We start from the raw sequence: 22,030 nt of genomic DNA on the forward strand, positions 1-22,030 counted from the left end.
TCGACCGATCAACAGCGCGATTCGATCGCCGGCACGTTCGCCGGCATGCATCGAACTGATGGGCGCGAAGTCTATGTCGTCACGACTGCACTTTGATGACACGTCTATAGACGATATTTCGTCTTGATAAAATCAATGTCGTTAAACAAAAAGACTTAAATTCAATCCGGTTAATCTGAAATACTTTTACGGCAAAACAATAAACCACCTCTGCGTGCACTCGCGCACTGCATCGGTCCTTCACACAGGCGGGCGGAGCGTCCGGCGCCCCGCCCGTCCCGGCCCGACCTATCGTTTGAGAAGGTCGGCCAGCGTTTCGGCGATGACGAGCGTCGCCGCCTTCAGGTCGGCGAGCTCCAGGTGCTCGTCAGCGCTGTGGGCGTTCGCCTCCAGGATGGAGCGGGGGCCCGCGCCATAGAGCACGGTCGGAATGCCGGCTTCCGAATAATGCCGCGCGTCGGTGTAGAGCGGCACGCCGGTCGGTTCGACGGACGTGCCGAGCACAGCGCTCGCATGGCGGGTCAGCGGCTCCACCAGCCGCTCGACGCCCGGCAGCGGCTTCAGCGGCTCGGCGAGCATGATGCGCCGGCACTCGACCTCGATGCCCGGCGTCGCGGGCGCCGCCGCCTGCACGAGGGCGACGAGGGCGGCTTCCACCGCCTCGCCGTTTTCCTCCGGGATCAGGCGCCGGTCGAGCCGCAGCGCGACGCGGTCCGGGACGACGTTGGTGTTGATGCCGCCGGAGATCAGGCCGACGGTCAGCTTCGCCGACCCGATGCCCTTCTCGGCGCTGACGACGTCGGCAAGACGGTGCCGCTCGGCATAAAGCGCGGCGAGGATCGGCGTCGTGGCCTCCAGCGCGTCCGCGCCGCTCTCCGGCATCGCCGCGTGGGCCTGCCGCCCCCTGACGACGATCTCCAGATGCAGGCATCCGTTGTGGGCAACGGTCACCGCATAGGAGAAGCCGGCGGAGATCGCGAAGTCCGGCTTGGTCAGCCCCTGGGCGATCAGCCATTTCGGGCCGACGAAGCCGCCGGCCTCCTCGTCGTAGGTGAGGTGGATCTCAACGGTGCCATCGAGGCCGCGTTCCTCCGCCTCGGTTTCCAGGGCGCGGAGGGCGAACAGGTAGGTGGCGAAGTCCGACTTCGACACCGCCGCGCCGCGGCCGTAGATCGCCCCGCCGCGCTCCTCGCCACCATAGGGATCGGCCGTCCAGCCCTCGCCCGGCGGCACCACGTCGCCGTGGGCGTTGAGGGCGATCACGGGACCGGCGCCGGTGCCGAAGCGCCGGCGGATGACGAGGTTGGTCACGCTGCGCATGCCGTAGGCGCGCACGAACGCCTCGGGCACGGGATGGCGCTCGACCTCGTAGCCAAGCGCCTCGATCAACCCGGCGGCGACCTCCGCGGCCCCGGCGCAATCGCCGGGCGGGTTGTCGCTCGGCACGCGCACGATGGCCTTGAGGAAATCGACTTCCTCCGCGAACGCGGCCTCGATGGCCTGTCTCATTTTGCCGGCGCCTCCTGATCGGCCGTCTGATCCGCGAGGGCCAGGATCGTCCCGACCAGCGCCTCGACGGCCTCGTTCATGTCTTCGACCGAGCAGAACTCGGCCGGGGTGTGGCTGACGCCGCCGCGGCAGCGCACGAACATCATGCCGATATCCGTCAGCGCCGCCATGGCGTGGCCGTCGTGACCGGCTCCCGACATCAGCGAGCGGACCCGCCCGTCGCCGCGCCCGGCAATGCCCGCCGCCAGCGCCGCCTGAAGCCGGGGCGCGCAGGCAGCCGTCGAACGATCGTGGTCGCGATTCCAGCTGATGGCAACGCCGCGCCGTGCCGCGATCTGTTCGGCCGCCTCGGTGATGGCGGCGAAGGCATCCTCGCGGGGATCGTCGGCGCCCGCGCGCAGGTCGAGACTGAATTCGACCGCCGCCGGGATGACGTTGATCGCGCCGGGCTCCACCTTCATGCGCCCGACCGTCGCGACGAGATCGCCGCCCTGCGCCCTGGCAATCGCCTCGATGGCGACCACCAGCTCGCACGCCGCCGCCAGCGCGTCCTTGCGGCCGGCCATCGGCACCGTGCCGGCGTGGCCGGCCTCGCCCTTCACCCGGAAGGTGGCGCGCGTCGCCCCGGCAATGGAGGTGACGACGCCGAGCGCGAGGCCCTCCTGCTCCAGCACCGGCCCCTGCTCGATATGCACTTCGAGATAGCCGATCACCGAATCGGGGTCGATCGCCGCTTCGGTGATGCGGGACGGATCGCAGCCGAACGCCTTAAGTGCATCGCGCACGCTCACGCCGTCGCTGTCCTTCACGTCGAGCGCGTCGCGTTCGAGGATGCCGGCCACCGCGGAAGACGACGACAGGGTGATCGGAAAGCGCACGCCTTCTTCATCGCCGAACGCGAGAATCTCGATGCCGAACGGCAGGCGAACACCGCGCCGGCGCAGCTCGCGCACGGCGAGGATCGCGACCACCACGCCGAGGGTGCCGTCATAGCGGCCGGCATCGATCACGCTGTCGATATGGGAGCCGATCAGCAGCCGCCGGTTGCCGGACGCGGGATCGCCGGCCGCGAGCACGCCGCGCACGGTGCCCATGGCGTCCTCGGAGACGGCGAGCCCCGCTTCCGCCATCCAGCCGGCGATGCGGCCGGATGCGGCGCGGTGAGAGGGCGTGAGATAGAGGCGGGTGATGCGGCCGGGCTCGGAGGTGAAGCCGGCGAGCGTCTGAAGCATCGATTCGGCCTCACGGCCGAACGAGAGAGAGTCTTCCGTCATGGTTCCCCTATTCTTTCTTCCAGTCTGAATCGGATGATCCTTTCGATCTGCACGAGAGCCGTTGCGAATTCGGTCTCCAGCGAGTTTTCCACTCGTTCTTCGAAGGCAGACAGAATGACATCCTTGGTCGCCCCCTTCACCGCGAGGATGAAGGGAAATCCAAACCGCGTGCGGTAGCGGTCGTTGAGCTCCGTGAAGCGGGCATATTCCTCCGGCGTCAGGCTGCCGAGCCCGGCGGAGGCCTGTTCCTTGCGGGAATCCGGCGCGACGTCTCCGGCGATCGCCGCCTTGCCGGCGAGATCGGGATGCGCCCGGATAAGGGCGAGCTGGTCGTCTTCGTCCGCGTCGGCGACGGCGTTGGCGAACGCCGCGATCATGCCGTTGCGGTCGATATAGGGCCGCGACCGGCAGGCACGCGCGGCCACCCAGGGCGAGTGCTCCGCGATCTCGCCGAACAGCGCGACGAACTCGGCGTCGTCCAGCGCATTGACCTCGCCGATGGTCATCGGGAACGGCGATCCGCCCCGGTAAGCTGCGGTTGAAGATGCCATGGCGCTCGTTCCTCCCGGACCTCAAGGCGGGGCGTTCCCCGCCCGTTTTGTCATAGGGCTAAACCAGGAGCCCCGGAAGGAGATGCGCCCGGGCGTTCGGGCGCGGCTTTCAGTGCGCGTTGAGCCATTCCCCCAGTTCCTGGCGCTCGGCCTCGGTCATTCCGGTCTCGTTGCCGAGCGGCATGGTCTGGGATTGCACGGCCTGGGCCATGATGAGCGGCTTGTAGCGGATGAGGGCGGGCGGGCCGGTAAAGGCGATGTCCTTCGGGGGCGCGTCGATGCCGGCGTGGGTCGGTTTCACCGCGTGGCACATCACGCAGTGTTTATCGACGATCGCCATCACCTGCGCGTCGGAAACGGTTCCCTCGGACGTCGTTCTCGCCGGCGCCGTCAGGTACACCAGGATACCGAGTCCGACAACTGCAACGGGAACCGTCCACGAATATTTATGGAAGGGATCGTGGGCGTCCGTTCGGTTGAGGAAGTGGCGGATGGAGCCGCCGACCACCACCACCAGCGCCACCACGAGCCAGCCCTGCGGATGCCCGGTCAGGAACGGGTAGTGGTTGCTCAGCATCATCAGGAGCACGGGCAGCGTCAGATAGTTGTTGTGCAGCGAGCGCTGCTTGCCCTCGCGCCCGTAGGCCGGATTGGGCTGTTCGCCGGCGATCAGCGACGCCACCACCTTCCGCTGGTTCGGGATGATCACCATGAACACGTTGAACGCCATGATGGTGCCGACGAAGGCACCGACATGCAGGAACGCGCCGCGGGCGGAAAAGATGTGGGTGTAGAGATAGGCCGCCCCGATGATCAGGGCCATCACGCAGAGCGCGAGGGCGGCCGGATAGTTGATCAGCTTCGAACGGCACAGCCGGTTATAGATCAGCCAGCCGCCGATCAGCGTCGCGACCGACATCACCACGGCTTCGCCGGGCGTCATGTCGAGCACGTTCGGATCGATCAGGAACAGCCGGGCATTGGCGTAGTACTGGATGATCAGCAGCGCGAAGCCCGACATCCAGGTGAGGTAGGCCTCCCACTTGTACCAGATCAGGTCCGGCGGCAGTTCGTCCGGCGCGACCAGATATTTCTCGACATGATAGAAGCCGCCGCCGTGAACCTGCCACGCGGTGCCGTAGACGCCGGGCCGCATCTTCTCCCGCTTGCGCAGTTCCAGATCGAGCGCGACGAAATAGAACGATGCGCCGATCCAGCCGATGCCGACGACGAGGTGGAACCAGCGGGCGAGGAGATTGAGCCAATCGAGAAAGAAGGCGCTCATGAAGCGGGGCGCTCCGGTGGAAAGGGCGGGGTCGGCAGGCGGTACGAAAGGCAGCAATTCAGAAGGCAGGCGGTTCAGAAGGCAGGCGGTTCGAAGACCGGGACGGCCGATCGGCAACGTCGTCGGTCTCCGGGATCAGTCACGTACTTCAGGCCTGGGCGGACAGGGGTGCACGCAGGTCCACCGGGCGTCCGCCGGCGACAGGCGACAGCGCGGCGATGCACTGCTCATCCCGGACCAGCAGTTCGCAGGCCGTGGCCGCGGCGATCACCGCGGGCAGTTTGGATTTCAGCGCGGTGCCGCCGATGGGACAGACGAGATCCGCGACACGCGTCGCCGCCCGCCCGGCCTCGGTCAGGCGGCGTTCGAACCGCGCGCGCTTGGTGGCACTCCCGATCACCCCGACATAGGGAAACCGCGCCGCATCGGCGGCGAGCGCCGCGTCGACGATGGCGAGATCGAGCGAATGGCTGTGGGTCATCACCACGACGAAGCTGCCCTCCGGCGCGGCCGCAAGGGTGTCCGCCGGATCGCCCAGCAGCGACACGCCGGCATTCGCCGGCACATGGGCCGGGAAGGCATCCGGGCGCGGGTCGAACCATGCGACCGACACCGGCAGCGGCGCCAGCGCCATCACGAGGGCGCGACCGACGTGGCCGGCGCCGAACAGGAACACGGACCGGCGCCGTTCGCCGAACACCTCGGTCAGCAGACCGTCATCGTCGAGCCGTGCGCCCACGGGCCCCGCGAGCGTGTCGACGGCGTCGCGCTCCAGCGCTTCGGCGCTGCGCCGGAACCGCGCGACGGTCGTGAACGGCCCAGCCTTCGCACGTTCGGCAAGCGCCTTGGCCGCCGGCAGGTCGGATGCGTCCAGCACCTCGGTGATCAGCCCGACCTGGCCGCCGCAGCACTGGCCAAGTTCGGGACCGAGCGCGATGCGCGACAGCCGCACGCTGCGCCTGCCGGATCCGAGGTCGCGGCTTGCCTCGGCGATCGCCCGCCATTCCAGCGCGCCGCCGCCGATGGTGCCGCGGAAGCGGCCGTCCGGCCACACCACCAGCCGCGCCCCGGCCTCGCGTGGCGACGAGCCGCGCACCTCGACGACGGTCACGAGGGCCGCGCGTCCGACGGTCTCCAGGGCCTCGGCGACTGCCTGCCAGACCTCCATCGCGCCCCTCCTACGCCCGGTCCACCAGCGCCTTCACGGCGCGACGCACCGCTTCCGGCGTCGCGGGGGCATCGAGCGGCACCGGCGCGCCGGGCTTCAGGCTGCCGACGGCGCGGCCGATGGCGGAGAAGACCGAGATCGGCAGCATCAGAGGCGGCTCGCCGACCGCCTTGGAGCGGTAGACCGTGTCGACCGCGTTGCCGCCGCTCTCGTAGAGCTCGACCCGGAAATCGGCCGGAACGTCGGTCGCGGTCGGGATCTTGTAGGTCGACGGCGCGTGGGTGCGCAGGCGGCCTTCGGCGTCGTAGACCAGTTCCTCGGTCGTCAGCCAGCCCATGCCCTGCACGAAGCCGCCCTCGATCTGGCCGATATCGATCGCCGGGTTGAGCGACCGGCCGACATCGTGCAGCACGTCCACCCGGTCGACCCGCGTCTCGCCGGTCAGGGTGTCGACCGTCACCTCCGAGCACGAGACGCCCCAGGCGAAGTAGTAGAACGGCCGCCCCTTGGCGACGCTCCGGTCCCACACGAGGTCCGGGGTGGCGTAGTAGCCGGTCGAGGAAAGCCCGACCTTGCCGGCGTGGGACGACTTCGCGGCGGCGGCGAACGTCATCCGCTCGTTGCCCACCACCACGTGGTCGTCGGCGAACACCACGCTTTCCGGCGGCACGCCGCCGTGAACGTTCGCGAGGTGGGACGCCATGCGGTCGCGGATCGCCTGGGCCGCGAGCAGGGCGGCCATGCCGTTGAGATCGGTGCCGGAGGACGCCGCCGTCGGCGAGGTGTTCGGCACCTTCGCCGTCGTCGTGGCGGTGATGTGCACCATGTCGAGGCTGATGCCGAACACCTCGGCCACCACCTGGGCGACCTTGACGTAGAGCCCCTGCCCCATCTCGGTGCCGCCGTGATTGAGGTGGACCGAGCCGTCGGTATAGACGTGCACCAGCGCGCCGGCCTGGTTCAGGTGGGTCAGCGTGAACGAGATGCCGAACTTCACCGGCGTGATGGCGATGCCCTTGCGCAGGAACGGACTGTTCGCGTTGAAGGCGTCGATGGCGGCGGCGCGGGCGCGGTATTCGCTCGTCTCGGCAAGCCGCAGCATCATTTCGCGGCCGAGATTCTGCTGGACCTTCATGCCGTAGGGCGTCTCGTCGCGCTCGCCCTCGCCATAGAGGTTGGCGAGGCGCACGTCGAACGGATCGCGGCCGGTGCGCAGCGCGATCTCGTCCATCAGCCGCTCGGCCGCAAGCACGCCCTGCGGCCCGCCGAAGCCGCGGAAGGCGGTGTTGGACACCGTGTCGGTCTTCAGGCGGCGGCTGTTGATCGCCACTTCCGGGTAATAATAGGCGTTGTCGGCATGGAACATCGCGCGGTCGCAGATGCCGATCGAGAGGTCCACCGAGTGCCCGCAGCGGGCGAACTGGTCGTGGATGACGGCTTCGAGACGGCCTTCCGCGTCGATGCGGGCGCGGTAGTTGACGCGGAAATCGTGGCGCTTGCCGGTCATCGCCATGTCGTCGTCGCGGTCGAGCCGGACTTTCGCCGGCCGGCCCGTGACGTGGGCGGCGAGCGCGGCGAGCGCGGCCCACTGCGAGGCCTGGCTCTCCTTGCCGCCGAAGGCCCCGCCCATGCGGCGCACCTCGGCGGTCACCCGCGCGTTCGGCAGGCCGAGAACGTGGGCGACGAGGTGCTGGACCTCGCTCGGATGCTGGGTCGAGGCGAACACATGCATCTCGCCATCCTCGCCCGGCACCGCGAGCGAGATCTGGCCTTCGAGATAGAAATGCTCCTGGCCGCCGATGAGGATCGAGCCTTCCACCACCGCCTCGGGCTCCGCCGCCGCGATCGCCGCCTCGGCATCGCCACGCACGAAAGCATAGGACGGCAGGATGTCCGGCCGGTCGGAGGCGATGGCCTGGTCGACGGTCACGATCGGCGTCTCCGCTTCGACGTCGACGCGCCCGAGGCGCGCGGCGCGCCGCGCCGCCTCGCGGGTTTCGGCCACAACCGCGAACACCGGCTGGCCGTGGAAGCGGATCTCGGTTTCCGCCAGCAGCGGATCGTCGTGGAAGCCAGAAGGCGAGATGTCGTTATGGCCGGGAACATTGGCCGCCGTCAGCACGGCGACGACGCCCGGAAACGCCTTCACCGCCGCGAGATCGAGCCCGACGATCCGCCCCTTGGCGGCCTGCCTGGCGTAGCCCGGAACGACGTGGAGCGTGCCGACGGGCTCGCGCACGTCGTCGATATAGGCGGCCGTGCCGGAAACGTGCCGCGCCGCGCTGTCATGGAAGCGCGAGGTGTGGACCACGCGCGTCTGGAACGGCGTCACGCCCGGCCGGTCCTCCGGCCGCACGTCGAGAGCGACCGCGGCATGTTCGCTTTCAGAGCGAAGCGGCATCGGCAACCTCCCGGAACCCGCGGACGCGCGTGGTCGTCGTCGCCTCGCCGCCCGCCTCCACCAGAGCCTTGACCAGAAGCGAGCCGGCGGCGTCGAGCCGATAGGCGGCGCTCGCCCGCATGTCGTCGATCGGGGCGAAGTCCTCGGCGAGCACGCCCGCAACCGCGAGCGCGGCGGAAAGATCGCCCACCCGGCAGCCGATCACGGCCCGTTCCGCCGCCGCCGCGCGCTTCGGCGTCGCCGCCATGCCGCCGAACGCGATCCGAGCCGCGGCGACCCTGCCGTCCGCGACGCGGAACCGGAAGGCGGCCATGACGGCCGAGATGTCCTGGTCATGGCGCTTGGCGAGCTTGTAGGCGCGGTACACGTCGCCCTCCCCGAGCCTGGGCAGCACGAGCCGGGCGACGATCTCGCCCGGCCGGCGGTCCTGCTTGCCGTAGGCGATGAAGAAATCCTCCAGCGGCAGGGTGCGTTCCCCGGCCGCGCTCGCCAGCACCACCTCGGCACCGAGCGCGATCAGCGCGGGCGGCGTGTCGCCGATGGGCGAACCGTTGGCGACATTGCCGCCGACCGTGCCGGCCGCGCGCACCTGCCGCGAACCGATCCGCCGCCAGAGGACCGCGAGATCGGCATCGACGGCGTCGATGAACGGCTCGACGGCATTGTAGGTGGCGCCGGCGCCGATGATCAGGCTGTCGGCCGCCTCCTCGATCCGCTTCAACTCGGCGACGCGGCCAAGCCAGATCACCTTCGGCAGGTCGCGCAGCGCCTTTGTGATCCAGAGGCCGACATCCGTCGCCCCGGCCACGATCACCGCATCCGGATGGCGGCCATAGAGCGCGAGGAGGGCGGAAAGGCTCGCCGGGGCGGCGAAGAACCGCTCCTCGCCGCCGAGGATCACGTCCTCGTCGTCGGCAAGCGCGGCGAGCGCGGTCGCCTTGCCCGCCGAGGCCGCGGAGAACACGTCGCGGGCGCCATGTCCGCACACGCCGAGCGCGGCGTCCGCGATCGGCCGGTAGCCGGTGCAGCGGCAGAGATTGCCGGCGAGCCACTCGTTCAGGCCCTGGCGGTCGACCGGCCGGCCGTCCTGATAGAGCGCGAACAGCGACATCACGAAGCCGGGCGTGCAGAAGCCGCACTGGGAGGCATGGTGCTGCACCATCGCCTCCTGGATCGGATGCAGGTTCTCGGGCGTGCCGAGATCCTCGACCGTCACCACCTCCGCGCCGTCCGCCATGCCGGCGAGGTGGATGCAGGCATTGACGGGTTCGTAGATCATGCGGCCGTCGTGCGGACGGCCGATGGCCACCGTGCAGGCGCCGCAATCGCCCTCGTTGCAGCCTTCCTTAGTGCCCTTCGCGCCTTCGCGCAGGCGCAGATAGTCGAGCAGCGTCTCGGTCGGCTTCAGGTCGCGGATCTCGACCGTGCGTCCCCGGCGGATGAAGCGGATGCGGTCGCGCGCCATCGGCTCAGCTCCCCCTGTAGGTCGAATAGCCATAGGGCGAGAGCAGCAGCGGCACATGATAGTGCGCGGCCGAATCGGCGATGCCGAAGCGGATCGGGATCTCGTCGAGGAACGGCGGGTCCGGCAGCGGGTGGCCGTTGGCGGCGAGATAGCGCTTCGTCGCGAACACCAGCTCGTAGAGGCCCGGCTCGAAGTCTGTGCCCGCGAGAAGCGGGCCGTCGCAGCGGCCGTCGTGGTTGGTGACGGCGCTCGCGATCTCCACCCGTCCGGTCTCGGTCAGACGCCACAGCGTGACCGGAATGCCCGCGGCCGGGCGGCCGGCGGCGGTGTCGAGCACGTGGGTCGAAAGCCAGCCCTTGGGCACGCCGTCGTTCATCGTCATTCAGCGCCTCTTGCCGTCAGGGGCGCCGGCGGCGCCCACCTGGGCTTGTATCGCCGGCATCGTGCGCCAGCGCCCGGCATCGGCGCAATGCACAATCTGCACCCATGCATAAGGAGTATGCAGCAGCGATCCCGCCGCCGGAAGCGCCGCCGCAGCGGGGTGTGGCGCCACGGTGCCGCACCCCCCGATGGAGAACCCTGCGATCGAATGGTGTCGTCCGATCGCCTAAAATCGCGGGGAATCCCCCGCGATTCAGCGGGTCAGATTCCTGTCGCTTGAACTCCCCTGTCCCGCACGCGCATCAGGGAATCAGCACCGTCGAGCCGGTGGTGCGGCGCGCCTCGAGATCGGCATGGGCACGGGCGGCATCGGCGAGCGGATATTCATTGTCGACGCGGATCGTGACGATGCCGCTGCCGACCGCCGAGAACAGGTCGGCCGCCGTCTCGACGAGGTCCTCCCGCGTGCCGGTATAGTGCGCCAGCGAGGGGCGCGTCATGAATAGCGACCCCTTCGAGGACAGGAGCGTCGGCGGGAACGGCGGCACCATGCCGGACGACTGCCCGAACGTGACCCATAGCCCGCGCGGCTTCACGCAGTCGAGCGAGGCCGGGAACGTGTCCTTGCCGACCGAATCGTAGACGACGTCCACGCCCTTGCCGCCCGTGATCTCGCGGGTGCGCGCGACGAAGTCCTCGCGGGAATAGTCGATCACATGGTCGAAGCCGTGGGCCAGGGCAAGCTCGGCCTTGGCGGGAGAACTGACAGTGCCGATGGTCACCGCGCCGAGATGGCGCGCCCACTGGCCGAAGATGAGCCCGACGCCGCCCGCCGCCGCATGAAACAGGATGGTGGTGCCGGGGCTGACCGGATAGGTCCGCCGCAGCAGGTACTGCACGGTCATGCCCTTCAGCATCATCGCCGCGGCGGTCTTGTCGTCGATGGTCTCGGGGATCTTCACGAGGCGGGCGGCAGGCGCCAGCCGGACCTGCGCGTAGGCGCCGTCGCCGAGCACGTACGCCACGCGGTCGCCCGGCGCGAGGCCGGCAACGCCCTCGCCGACCGATTCGACCACACCCGCGCCCTCTCCACCCAGCACCAGCGGCAGCGACGCCGCCTTGTAGACCCCGCTGCGCTGGTAGACGTCGATGAAGTTGAGCCCGACGGCGCGGTTGGCGATCCGAACCTCGCCGGGGCCGGGCGGCGGCACTGCGACCTCCTCGTACCGCAATACCTCCGGACCGCCATAGTCGTGGAGCCTGATGGCGTGGGCATTGATAGTGGTGGACTGCGTATCGGCCATTGTCGGCGCTCCTCGATGGTCTTACATGGCCGGGTTCCGGTCCGCAGCGATGCGGCCGGCCCCGGTGCGGCCAGCCACACGGCTGCCGCGACGGCAGGCCGCGCGGAGGGTCGCCGCCCGGATCGTTTTATCAAGATGCCGGCAACCCCGCCACGCAGGGGATGCCGGCGCCACCGCGCCTGCGGTGCAGCATGAGGGATTGGAACCATGGCGGACGGACTGGCGAGCGCATCGGCGGACGAACCCGTGGCAGCCGGAGAGGCCCCCCTGTCCCCGGCACACACGGACGGCGACATCGTCGCGGAGATCGCCGTGGTCGGCGCCGGGCCGACCGGCATGGCCGCCGCCCTCGCCTTCGCCGCCGCCGGCATCGACACGGTGCTGATCGGGCCGCCGACGGGCGCCGATCCGCGCACCACCGCGCTCCTCGGCGCCTCCGCCGACGTGCTGCGCGAGATCGGCGTCTGGCAGCATGTCGAGGCGGCATCGACGCCGCTCGAGACCATGCGGCTGATCGACGACACCGGCCGGCTGGTGCGCGCGCCGGAAGTGACGTTCCATGCCGGCGAACTCGACCTCGACGCCTTCGGCTGGAACGTCGCCAACGAGGCCCTCAACGAAGGCTTCGCCACGGCCGTCGCCGCGGCCTCCAACCTGCTCCACCGGCCGGTGACGGCCGACGGATTCGAGATCGATGCCGCCGGCGTGACGGTGAAGACAGCCAGAGGCAGCGTGCGGGCCCGATTGCTGGTGGCCGCCGACGGTGCGCGCTCGCCCGCGCGCGAGGCTGCCGGCCTCGACGTGATCTCGTGGTCCTATCCGCAGGCGGCCTTCGTCACCACGCTCTCGCACGTGCGCTCGCACGGCCTCGCCTCGACCGAGTTCCACACGACGACGGGTCCGTTCACGCTGGTGCCGCTCGCCGGACGGCGGTCGAGCCTCGTTTGGGTGGAGCGGCCGGAGCGGGCGAATGCCCTCGCCGCACTTGCCGACGGCGTGCTGTCGCGCGAGATCGAGCGGCGCGCCCATTCGATCCTCGGGGCGATGCAGGTCGACGGCCCCCGCGGCGTGCTGCCGCTTTCAACCCATGTCGCCCGGCGCTTCGCCGGCAACCGCGTCGCGCTGATCGGAGAGGCCGGCCACCGCATCCCGCCGATCGGCGCCCAGGGCCTCAATCTCGGCCTTCGCGACGTCAGGAGCCTCGCCGCCCTGGTGTCGGAGGAAACGCGCTGCAACGGCGATCCGGGCAAGGCCGGCGTGCTCGACGCCTACGACCGTGCACGACGGACGGACGTAGCGGGACGTGCGGTCGGGGTCGATCTTCTAAACCGCAGCCTGCTGTCGGATTTCCTGCCGCTGCAGCTCGCCCGCTCGGTCGGGCTCTATGCGGCCGCCGAGTTCCCGCCGCTGCGCCGCCTTCTCATGCGCGGCGGCCTCGGTCCCGGCGCGCTGCCCGCGGGCCGCCCCCGCCGTCCACTGGTCGCCTCCGGCGGCTTCTGAGACCGTGGGGCCCGGGCATCACGTGCCAGATACAGAACGCACTCCGGCCGAGCGCAAGGCCGCCACGGAAAAGGCAGGCGACCACGCGCCGGCGACGGACGCCGCAACGCCGCGCCACCATGTCGAATACTGGGCGATGCGCGTGCTGGCCTGCATCGTGCGCCTGATGCCGATCGATGTCGCCTCGGTCGTGTTCGGACGGATCTGGGCACTGCTGGCGCCGATGACCCGGCGCCAGCAGCGTGCCGACCGGCATCTCGCCCTGGCGATGCCGGAGCTAAGCGCTGACGAGCGCGCGCGGATCATCCACGAGATGTGGATGAACTACGGGCGGGTGATGGCGGAGACCTTCCATCTCGACCACCTGAGCGAGGACGTCACCCGCGTTCAGGTCGAGCCGGTGACCGCCGATACCTTCATCCGCGTGGAAAAGCAGGCGGTGTTCGTGTCGCTGCACATGGCGAACTGGGAAGTCGCCATCGTGGCGGGCCGCAATTACGGCGTCCGTCCGACGAGCGTGTATCAGGCCATCCAGAATCCGCTGATCGACGCCTGGCTCTGGAGGATGCGCCGGCCGCTCTATGGCGCGCTGCTGGCGAAGAGCCCGCATATCGCCCGCAGCCTTCTCGCCGGAATCAAGCGCGGCGGCACCATCGCGGTCCTCGGCGATCTTCGCGAGGCGGCGGGCGTCGAAGTGCCGTTCTTCGGCATGCCGGCGCTCGCCAATTCCTTTCCCGCGGTGCTCGCCCGCAGCTCCGGCGCGCCGCTGGTCGCGGTCCGTGTCCGCCGGCTCGATGGAGGCGCACGCTTCCTGATCGATTCGGCCCCGATCGAGGTGCCGGAGACCGCCGACCGGCAGGCCGACATCGTGGCGGCGACCGCGGCGCTGCACCAGCAGTTCGAGACGTGGATTCGCGAGAACCCGGAGCAGTGGATGTGGACCCACCGCAAATGGGCCATCAAGCATCCGAAGCGCGGCGTTCAGCGGCGTGCGGCTGCGCAGTCGTGAGTCGGGCCGGTCCGGCGGGCCGTGAGCCTCATGGCGCGTCGCCGGTGTCCGTGGACGGAAGGGCGAAAAATGAGGCGACTTACACCGCCCCGGCCGCCTTCGTCTTGACTTTGCGGCCCCGGACCGGCCATTGAGGCCACGGATCGAGTGACCCGCCAACCTTCATCGACGGTTGCCTCGAAGGCACAACCGGGAAAGAGCAGGCATGAAGCCAGGTACGGCGGACGGGCAAGGAACGATGGATAAAGTCCGGACAGCGAAGTTCAGTATCGGCCAGATCGTCCGGCACAGGTTCTACCCGTTTCGTGGCGTGATCTTCGACGTCGACCCCATCTTCGACAAGACCGAGGAATGGTGGCTGTCGATTCCGGAAGAAATCCGCCCGACCAAGGAACAGCCCTACTATCACCTCTTCGCCGAGAACGAAGAATCCGAATACATCGCCTATGTCTCCGAGCAGAACCTGCTGCCGGACGAATCCGGCGAGCCGGTGCGCCATCCGCAGATCGACGAAGTGTTCGACATGGAAGACGGCCGTTATCAGACCCGCCTGAAGCGGCGGCACTGAGGCCGCAGACCTCGTCGCGCCGTCGCGCGACCAGCCGGCCTTGGCGCGACATCGAGCAACCGAACGAACACCGACCCGAACAAAAAAGGCGGCGAACCCTTGGGCTCGCCGCCTTTTTTGTTTCCTGAAGGACGGTTTTCCGCGATCGGCCCGGCCGGGCGGCTCCGCCTGGCCGGGATGCGCGTCAGCGGGACGGCCGCGTCGCCGTTACTGGGCCGGGGCCGGAGCCGGCGCCGAACCGGTGTCGCTGGTCTCGCCCGAGGTCGCCTTCTTCTGCTCCTCGATGAGCTTCTGGCGCTGGGCTTCGGCGCGCTTGTCGAGCTGCGACTGCAGCTCTTCCTGCTGCTTCTGCAGCACCGCGGGATCGGTCGCCGGGCCGTCATAGACCTTGGAGAAGTTCTTCAGCGAAACCGGGAACGCGATCGGGCTGCCCTGCTGGTTGATGGTCACCAGCGTCATCTGGTTGCCCTTCTTCATGGAGGCGATGAGCTGGTCGCTCGCCACCATCTCCGCGAAGCAGGCGTTCTGGAAGCAGATCGAGTACTTGGCCTGATCCTGCTTGCCGCTGTCGACCTGCACACGCAGGCCCGGCTGGATCTGCATGCCGACCGGCACGGCAACCATCAGCACGCGGCGCGACTCACCCTGGAACTCGCGCACGGCGACGGACGCGATCGGCGCACCGCCGGCGGTGTCGAGGCGAAGGTCCTTGGCGACCACGCAGAGCTGCTTCTTGGACTGCGGATCGGTGCTGCAGAACTTCAGCCAGGGCGTGTCGAGGAAGTTGTTGGGCGAAGGCGCCGCCTGCTGCTGGCCACCCTTGGGTGCCGGAGCGGCCTGCTGGTCCTGGGCCTGAGCATCCGCGCCGAACACGGCCGCGAGCAGCGCAGCCGCCGCGCCGGCCGTCGCCAGACGCCGCCCGCGATTGGTCCGTCCGCGATTTGCGAGCATCTCACTCGTCATGGAATCCCCGTCGTTCTCGAATCCGTTGCCGATCCAGCAATCGCGGCAGCCCGTCTCAACACCGACCGGTGAGCAGTCCATGGCGCACGCTTCGCTATGAGCGAGCCGTCGTGACTGCCGACTGGGGCGAGAGCATGGCCGATTTACGACCCGCCGCATATCGCGCGCATCCTTAACGCCCCACCCACGCCATTGCCAGCGTGACAGAGCGGATTTCCGTCCTTCCAGAGTGAGCCCGGACGAAATCCGCCGCCCCATGGCAAGCCGGCAACAGAAGCGGCGGCCGGCCCTGGATCGGTTTCCTGTTACTGTCGGGGACCCTCGAATGAGCGGGGCGCATGAACTATGTAAGGCGACATGACGATCCCGCCGCCGGCGTGCCGCCGCGACGGGGCGCAGCCCGCAGCCCGCCGGCCTGGCACACCGCCCGCCAAGCCCGCCGACCCCATCGAGGCCAGAATGAACCCGCTGGAGCCCATGATCATCGACGTCGTCTCCGACGTCGTCTGCCCCTGGTGCTTTCTCGGCGAGCGCCGGCTGCACCGCGCGCTGGAAATGCTGCCAGACCTTGCCATTGAGGTTCGCTGGCGGCCGTATCAGCTCGATCCCGGCGTGCCGAAGGAGGGCGTCGACCGGCAGGACTATATGGCGGCGAAGTTCAAGGATCCCGTGCATCTCGAGGAGATCCACGCCCGTCTCAACGCGCTCGGCGCCGACGAGGAGATCGCCTTCGCGTTCGACGCCATCGCCCGGCAGCCGAACAGCCTCGATGCCCACCGGCTGATTCGCTGGGCGGGGATGGAGGGTGCGCAGGACGCGGTGGTCGACCGGCTGTTCACCCTGTTCTTCTCCGAGGGCGCGGACATCGGCGATCACGCCGTGCTGGTCGAAGCGGCGAAGGACGCCGGCATGGACGGCACCGTCGTGGCGCGCCTGCTGGAGGGGCCGTCCGACGTCGACGCGGTGCGCAGCGAGATCGAGACCGCCCAGCGCATCGGCGTCACCGGCGTTCCCTGCTTCATCCTCGACGGCAAATATGCCGTGATGGGCGCGCAGGAGGCCGAGTCCCTCGCAGAGGCGATCCGGCAGGCGGCCGAACAGCGCGGCGATACGGAGGCGGCGGACTGAGGTCTGCCCCTTGCCCGACGACGGGGACGCGCGCGAGGCCCACTCTGACAACGGCCGCTCATGGCCCGCTCATGGCTCACTTAATGCGCGCCCGATGCGCGCGCATGAGCGGCTGAGGCCTGGTCGATGAGCGCCTAACGCTCTCTTTACCGCACCGGCATAGGATCGACCGGCGACAACCGTCACGGCCGTGGCGGTTTGCGTTCGTTCTCGTCCGCAGATGCCACCTCGATACCGCGACCGGTGCCCGCCTCCCCTTCAATCGACGCCCGTGTGAGAACCGTTCGCCGGTGACGGAACGATCCCGCGCGGACCCCTGACGGCCGATGGGTGGATTCGGACAGATCGGTGGCCTTGGTCGGCGGCGCGACGTTGCCCGCCGATTCAGAACAACGTACATAGTCGTGCACAAGGGTGCCGGCCACGTATAGTGGCGATCAGGATACTGCAAACGGAGCCTCGCAATGGCGCGTGCCCGCCAGTCCCATCAGGAATCCCCCGCCGGCAAGGCGATGGAGCGGACGCTGTCGATGATCGGCGGCAAGTGGAAGGGCGTGATCCTGCACCATCTCTCGGCGTCGACGCTGCGCTTCAACGAGCTCAGGCGCCGGATGCCGGGCATCACCCAGCGGATGCTGACGAGCCAGTTGCGGGAACTCGAGGCCGACGGCCTGATCACCCGCACCGTCTATGCCCAGGTCCCCCCGCGGGTGGACTATGCGCTGTCGCCGCTTGGGACGAGCCTCGCCTCGATCCTCTCGGCGCTCGAAGCGTGGGGGGCGGCCCATCCGGCGCCCGAGCCCGCAGCCGTGACGGCGGCCGCTGCGCTGAAGCCGGTGCTGCCCGCCGTCGAGCCCTTGCCGCCGCCCCGTGCTACTAGTGTCCGGCCGGAGGCGGAGGAGCCGTTCATCCCCTCCCCGTTCATCGCCACCCCCGCCGCTGCCGCGAGCTTCATGGAAGCGCTGTCGGCTCTGACGCGCGAGGAAGAGGACGCCGGTGAGCCCGAGGCGGCCCCGTCGGTCGGACAGGAGGAGGCGTTCCGGCCGAGCGAGGTCTTCGGCGGCTCGGCCTATGCCGAGACCTATGAGGCGCCGGCCGAGCCCGATCCGGCCGCCACGTCGGAGCCGGACGCGAACACGGCCGCTCCCACCGACGCGGCGGCGGAAGCGCCTGCGGCGGATGTTCCGGCGGAGCCCGAGAGCGCCGCGCAGCCCGAAACCGAAGAACAGCCAAAGACCGAAGAGCAAGCCAAGACCGAAGAGCAGCCGAAATACCGCATTCGGCCCTGGACGCCGCGCGACTTCTCGCTGTTCCGATAAGCCTCCCCCGCCTGTCGCAGTCGGCCTTTCCGCGCGCCGAAATGCCGGCGCGGTGGACGCACTGTCATATTGTTCGGCGAGACTTCATGATCGGCCGGACGGACGATACGGGCGCGCGCGGCGGGCCGGCCGTCGCCGTCCCGACCATGGCATTCGTGCGCGCAGCGGCGCGAGAAAACCGGAGAACAACGAGATGTCGCACGGCCACTTCATCTGGAACGAGCTCACCACCCGCAATGCCGAGGCGGCCGTGCATTTCTACAAGGCGACCCTCGGCTGGACGTTCGAGGTGATGCCGATGGAAGGCGGCGGCACCTACTACACCGCGCGCGACGGCGAGGCCTATGTCGCCGGCATCTTCACCATGGAAGGCAAGTATTTCGAGGGCGTGCCGGAGCACTGGTTCTCGTATATCGAGGTCGACGATGTCGACCGTCGCGCCGCCCTGTTCGCGGAAGCCGGCGGCTGCGTGGCCCGGGCGCCCTGGGACATTCCGAATGTCGGCCGCATCGCCGTCGTGCAGGACGCCGGCGGGGCCTATGTCGGCCTGATGAAGCCCATCGCTCGCTGAGCAAGCGGAAGGCGGCGGCCGAGCGGGCGCCGCCTTCTTCGGTTCACGCCGCTTTCTTGGTGCCTTCCTCGGCGAGCCGGACGAGCTTCACCAGCACGGCGGCCGTGCCCTTGAGCCGGTCGTCGGGCTTCGCCCATTCGCGCGAGAGCACGACGCGATGGTCCGGCCGGATCTTCGCCAGCACGCCCTGCTCGCCGATATAGCGGACGAGCCCGACGGGGTTGGCGAACACGCCACCGCGGAACGCAATGACGACGCCCTTCGGCCCGGCATCGATCTTCTCGACATTGGCCCGGCGGCAGAGGCCCTTGATGTAGACGATCCTGAGAAGGTGCTCGACCTCCTCGGGCAGCGGCCCGAAGCGGTCCACCATCTCGGCGCCGAAGCTGTCGATCTCGGCCGGCTCGGCGATGTCGGCGAGGCGACGGTAGAGCCCGAGGCGCAGTTGCAGGTCCGGCACATAGTCTTCCGGGATCAGCACCGGCGTGCCGATGGAGATCTGCGGCGACCAGCGCTCGTCGGTCTCGTCCTCGTCGCCTCCGGCCTTGAGGTTGGCGACCGCCTCCTCCAGCATCGACTGATAGAGTTCGAAGCCGACTTCCTTGATGTGGCCGGACTGTTCGTCGCCGAGAAGGTTGCCGGCGCCGCGGATGTCGAGATCGTGGCTGGCGAGCTGGAACCCGGCGCCGAGCGTGTCGAGCGATTGAAGCACCTTGAGACGGCGCTCGGCGGTCGCCGTCATCGGCTTGCCTGCCGGTACGGTGAACAGCGCGTAGGCGCGCGTCTTGGAACGGCCGACGCGGCCGCGCAGCTGATAGAGCTGCGCCAGACCGAACATGTCGGCGCGGTGCACGACCAGCGTGTTGGCGGAGGGGATGTCGAGGCCGGATTCGACGATGGTGGTCGACAGCAGCACATCGTACTGGCCGTCGTAGAACGCGTTCATGATGTCGTCGAGCTCGCCCGGCGGCATCTGGCCGTGGGCGACCGCGACCTTCACCTCGGGCACCGTTTCGTCGAGGAACGTCTTGGCCTCGGCGAGGTCGGAGATGCGCGGGCAGACATAGAAGGTCTGGCCGCCGCGGAAGCGCTCGCGCAGCAGCGTCTCGCGGATGACGAGCGGGTCGAACGGCGAGATGAAGGTGCGCACCGCCAGCCGGTCGACCGGCGGCGTCGCGATCAGCGACAGCTCGCGCACGCCAGTCAGGGCCAGTTGCAGCGTGCGCGGGATCGGCGTCGCCGACAGCGTCAGCACGTGCACGTCGGCCTTGAGTTCCTTCAGCCGCTCCTTGTGCTTGACGCCGAAGTGCTGCTCCTCGTCGACGATGAGAAGGCCGAGATCGCGGAACTGGATGCCCTTGGCGAGCAGAGCGTGGGTGCCGACGACGACGTCGATGCTGCCGTCCGCAAGCCCCTTCTTGACCTCGGACTGCTCCTTGGCGGTGACCAGCCGAGAAAGCTGGGCGAGCTTGAGCGGCATGCCCTGGAAGCGGCTCACCACGGTCTTGAAGTGCTGGCGCGCCAACAGCGTGGTCGGCACGAGGATCGCGACCTGATGGCCCGACATGGCGGCGACGAAGGCCGCGCGCAGCGCCACCTCGGTCTTGCCGAAGCCGACGTCGCCGCAGACGAGACGATCCATCGGCCGGCCGGCCGAGAGGTCCTCGACCACCGCCTCGATGGCGGCGAGTTGGTCCTCGGTCTCGTCATAGGGGAAGCGGGCGACGAATTCGTCGTAGACGCCTTCGGCCGGCGCCATCACCGGCGCTGCCCGCAGCATCCGCGCCGCCGCGGTCTTGATGAGCTGCTCGGCGATCTCGCGGATGCGCTGGCGGATCCGCGCCTTGCGGGCCTGCCAGGCGCCGCCGCCGAGCTTGTCGAGCTGGGCGTCGTTGTCCTCGGAGCCGTAGCGGGTGAGAAGCTCGATGTTCTCGACCGGCAGGAACAGCTTGTCGCCGCCGGCATAGACGATCTCGAGGCAATCATGCGGATGGCCGGCGGCCTCCACGGTCTTGAGGCCGACGAAGCGGCCGATACCGTGGTCGACGTGGACCACGAGGTCGCCCTGGGAGAGGCTGGAGGCTTCCGTCAGCGCCTCGGCGCCGCTCGACTTGCGGCGCCGCTGGCGCACCAGCCTGTCGCCGAGAATATCCTGCTCGCCGACGACGACGAGGTCGCCCGCCTCGAAGCCGGTCTCGACGCCGAGCACGGCGAGCGCCACCACCTCGCGCGGCAGCCCGTCGATCTCGGACCACGCCTCGACCGGCTTGACGGCGCCGAGGCCATGATCGGCGAGGATCTGGCCGAGGCGGTCGCGCGAGCCGGCGCTCCAGGACGCGAGCACGATGCGCCGCTTCGCCCGCCGCAGGTCGACGATGTAGGACACCACCGCGTCGAACACGTTGGCGCCGGCCGCCCGCTCGGCGGCGAAGGTGCGGCCGTGCCTGGCGCCCATGTCGATGACGGGACCGCTGAGCGCGGTCTCTGGCACCGAGAACGGCGACAGCCGCAGCCGGGTGTGGCCGGCCATGGCCGCGATCCAGGAATCCTGATCGAGATAGAGGCTTTCGGGCGCGATCGGCCGGTAGGGCACCTCGCCGGCCGCCTGCTTCGGGCCGGACAGCGTGGCGCGGCGCGCCTCGTAGTGATCGAGCGCCTGCTTCAGCCGCTCGCCGAGCACCTCGTCCACCAGCGGATCGAGCACCAGCGGTGCCGCGCCGAAATAGGCGAACACCGTGTCGAGCCGCTCGTGGAACAGCGGCAGCCAATGCTCCATGCCGGGAAAGCGCCGACCCTCGCTGATGGAATGGTAGAGCGCGTCGGAGCGGTCCGGTGCGCCGAACGCCGCGACATAGGCCTGGCGGAAGCGGCGGATCGTATCCGGCGTCAGCACCACCTCGCTCATCGGCATCAGGTCGACGCGGGTGAGCTGGCCGGTGGTGCGCTGGCTTTCGGGATCGAAACGGCGGATCGATTCCAGCGTGTCGCCGAAGAAATCGAGCCGCACCGGCGCCTCGGCCCCAGGCGCGAACAGATCGACGATGCCGCCGCGCACCGCATATTCGCCGGCGTCGCGAACGGTCGCCGTGCGCAGGAAGCCGTTGTCCTCCAGCCAGCGTACCAGCACGGAGATGTCGACGCGATTGCCGACATGGGCGGAGAACAGCGCGGCGGCGAGATCGTCGCGCGCCGGCACGCGCTGGGACGTGGCATTGACGGTGGTGAGCACGATGCGCGGGCGGGACGGACCGCCCTTGGCGGGAGGCCGGGCGAGCGAGGCCAGCGCCGCCATGCGGCGTGCCGCCACGACGGCGGACGGCGACACCCGGTCATAGGGCATGCAGTCCCAACCCGGCAGGTGGATCAGCTCCGCCTCGGGCGCGAACACCGCGAGGGCTTCCGCCATCGCCGACAGCCGCACGCCGTCGCGCGCGACGACGACCAGCGAAGGCCCCTCGCCGCCCCGCGCGAACGACGCGCGCGCGAGATCGGCGACGACGAGGGCGTCGTAGCCGTCGGGCACGGCGGAGAGGGTGGCGTCGCCACCGTGCGCCAGCAGGTCGGCGAAGCTCGGGCGGGTCATCGGGCGCACGGGTGTCGAAGCCTCACGGGTGGCAAAGTCTCACAAGTGGCG

The 22,030-nt window shown here is 69.3% G+C and carries 17 protein-coding genes; 6 read left to right on the forward strand and 11 right to left on the reverse strand.

Going from position 1 to position 22,030, the window contains the following annotated elements:
• Window positions 1-288: 288 nt before the first annotated feature.
• From BUF17_RS02900 to BUF17_RS02940, 9 genes are all read right to left on the reverse strand, one after another.
• Entirely contained in the window at window positions 289-1,509 is a 1,221-nt protein-coding gene (locus BUF17_RS02900) for a M20/M25/M40 family metallo-hydrolase (RefSeq protein ID WP_073625659.1), read from the reverse strand.
• The gene (locus BUF17_RS02905; protein WP_073625660.1) at window positions 1,506-2,783 is read right to left on the reverse strand and encodes an allantoate amidohydrolase; all 1,278 of its coding nucleotides are present in this window, start codon (window positions 2,781-2,783) and stop codon (window positions 1,506-1,508) included. The genes BUF17_RS02900 and BUF17_RS02905 overlap by 4 nt, the downstream gene beginning before the upstream one ends.
• A complete protein-coding gene (uraD, locus tag BUF17_RS02910) occupies window positions 2,780-3,334 on the reverse strand; it encodes a 2-oxo-4-hydroxy-4-carboxy-5-ureidoimidazoline decarboxylase (RefSeq protein ID WP_428977614.1) in 555 nt (184 codons plus the stop codon). Before uraD ends, BUF17_RS02905 begins: the two co-directional genes overlap by 4 nt.
• A 109-nt stretch (window positions 3,335-3,443) precedes the next feature.
• On the reverse strand, window positions 3,444-4,619 hold the full coding sequence (locus BUF17_RS02915) for a urate hydroxylase PuuD (RefSeq protein WP_073625662.1): 1,176 nt from the start codon (window positions 4,617-4,619) through the stop codon (window positions 3,444-3,446).
• Window positions 4,620-4,767: 148 nt separating this feature from the next.
• Window positions 4,768-5,787 (reverse strand): xanthine dehydrogenase accessory protein XdhC, encoded by a 1,020-nt coding sequence (gene xdhC, locus BUF17_RS02920; RefSeq protein ID WP_073625663.1) that lies wholly within the window; start codon window positions 5,785-5,787, stop codon window positions 4,768-4,770.
• 10 nt (window positions 5,788-5,797) lie between these two features.
• The gene (xdhB, locus tag BUF17_RS02925; protein WP_084563836.1) at window positions 5,798-8,188 is read right to left on the reverse strand and encodes a xanthine dehydrogenase molybdopterin binding subunit; all 2,391 of its coding nucleotides are present in this window, start codon (window positions 8,186-8,188) and stop codon (window positions 5,798-5,800) included.
• Window positions 8,172-9,653 (reverse strand): xanthine dehydrogenase small subunit, encoded by a 1,482-nt coding sequence (xdhA, locus tag BUF17_RS02930; protein ID WP_073625664.1) that lies wholly within the window; start codon window positions 9,651-9,653, stop codon window positions 8,172-8,174. The genes xdhB and xdhA overlap by 17 nt, the downstream gene beginning before the upstream one ends.
• A 4-nt stretch (window positions 9,654-9,657) precedes the next feature.
• Window positions 9,658-10,035 carry a hydroxyisourate hydrolase gene (uraH, locus tag BUF17_RS02935; RefSeq protein ID WP_244530736.1) on the reverse strand — a complete coding sequence of 126 codons (378 nt, stop codon included), beginning with the start codon at window positions 10,033-10,035 and terminating at the stop codon, window positions 9,658-9,660.
• 301 nt (window positions 10,036-10,336) lie between these two features.
• Window positions 10,337-11,338 (reverse strand): quinone oxidoreductase family protein, encoded by a 1,002-nt coding sequence (locus BUF17_RS02940; RefSeq protein WP_073625665.1) that lies wholly within the window; start codon window positions 11,336-11,338, stop codon window positions 10,337-10,339.
• A 207-nt stretch (window positions 11,339-11,545) separates the two neighbouring features.
• Here BUF17_RS02940 and BUF17_RS02945 point away from each other — a divergent pair, with 207 nt between their 5' ends.
• The 3 genes from BUF17_RS02945 to hspQ all read left to right on the forward strand — a co-directional run bounded on the left by BUF17_RS02945 (window position 11,546) and on the right by hspQ (window position 14,415).
• Window positions 11,546-12,838, forward strand: coding sequence for a UbiH/UbiF family hydroxylase (locus BUF17_RS02945; RefSeq protein ID WP_084563838.1), 1,293 nt, complete (start codon window positions 11,546-11,548; stop codon window positions 12,836-12,838).
• A gap of 22 nt (window positions 12,839-12,860) precedes the next feature.
• A complete protein-coding gene (locus tag BUF17_RS02950) occupies window positions 12,861-13,847 on the forward strand; it encodes a lysophospholipid acyltransferase family protein (RefSeq protein WP_175563592.1) in 987 nt (328 codons plus the stop codon).
• Window positions 13,848-14,085: 238 nt separating this feature from the next.
• A complete protein-coding gene (hspQ, locus tag BUF17_RS02955) occupies window positions 14,086-14,415 on the forward strand; it encodes a heat shock protein HspQ (RefSeq protein WP_073625666.1) in 330 nt (109 codons plus the stop codon).
• 207 nt (window positions 14,416-14,622) lie between these two features.
• Here hspQ and BUF17_RS02960 read toward each other — a convergent pair whose 3' ends face one another.
• Window positions 14,623-15,459: an invasion associated locus B family protein gene (locus BUF17_RS02960; protein WP_175563593.1), complete on the reverse strand. Its 837-nt coding sequence runs from the start codon at window positions 15,457-15,459 to the stop codon at window positions 14,623-14,625.
• A gap of 378 nt (window positions 15,460-15,837) precedes the next feature.
• Here BUF17_RS02960 and BUF17_RS02965 point away from each other — a divergent pair, with 378 nt between their 5' ends.
• From BUF17_RS02965 to BUF17_RS02975, 3 genes are all read left to right on the forward strand, one after another.
• A complete protein-coding gene (locus BUF17_RS02965; RefSeq protein WP_073625667.1) occupies window positions 15,838-16,506 on the forward strand; it encodes a DsbA family oxidoreductase in 669 nt (222 codons plus the stop codon).
• A 464-nt stretch (window positions 16,507-16,970) separates the two neighbouring features.
• Entirely contained in the window at window positions 16,971-17,825 is an 855-nt protein-coding gene (locus BUF17_RS23470) for a winged helix-turn-helix transcriptional regulator (protein WP_073625668.1), read from the forward strand.
• 193 nt (window positions 17,826-18,018) lie between these two features.
• Window positions 18,019-18,396, forward strand: a complete 378-nt coding sequence (locus BUF17_RS02975) for a VOC family protein (protein ID WP_073625669.1) — start codon at window positions 18,019-18,021, stop codon at window positions 18,394-18,396.
• A 43-nt stretch (window positions 18,397-18,439) separates the two neighbouring features.
• On the opposite strand, the gene mfd is transcribed toward BUF17_RS02975, so the two are convergent.
• Complete coding sequence (mfd, locus tag BUF17_RS02980; RefSeq protein WP_073625670.1) at window positions 18,440-21,979, reverse strand: transcription-repair coupling factor; 3,540 nt, start codon at window positions 21,977-21,979, stop codon at window positions 18,440-18,442.
• Between the last annotated feature and the right edge of the window lie 51 nt (window positions 21,980-22,030).

Source organism: Pseudoxanthobacter soli DSM 19599 (genome assembly GCF_900148505.1).
Taxonomy (GTDB): Bacteria; Pseudomonadota; Alphaproteobacteria; order Rhizobiales; family Segnochrobactraceae; genus Pseudoxanthobacter; species Pseudoxanthobacter soli.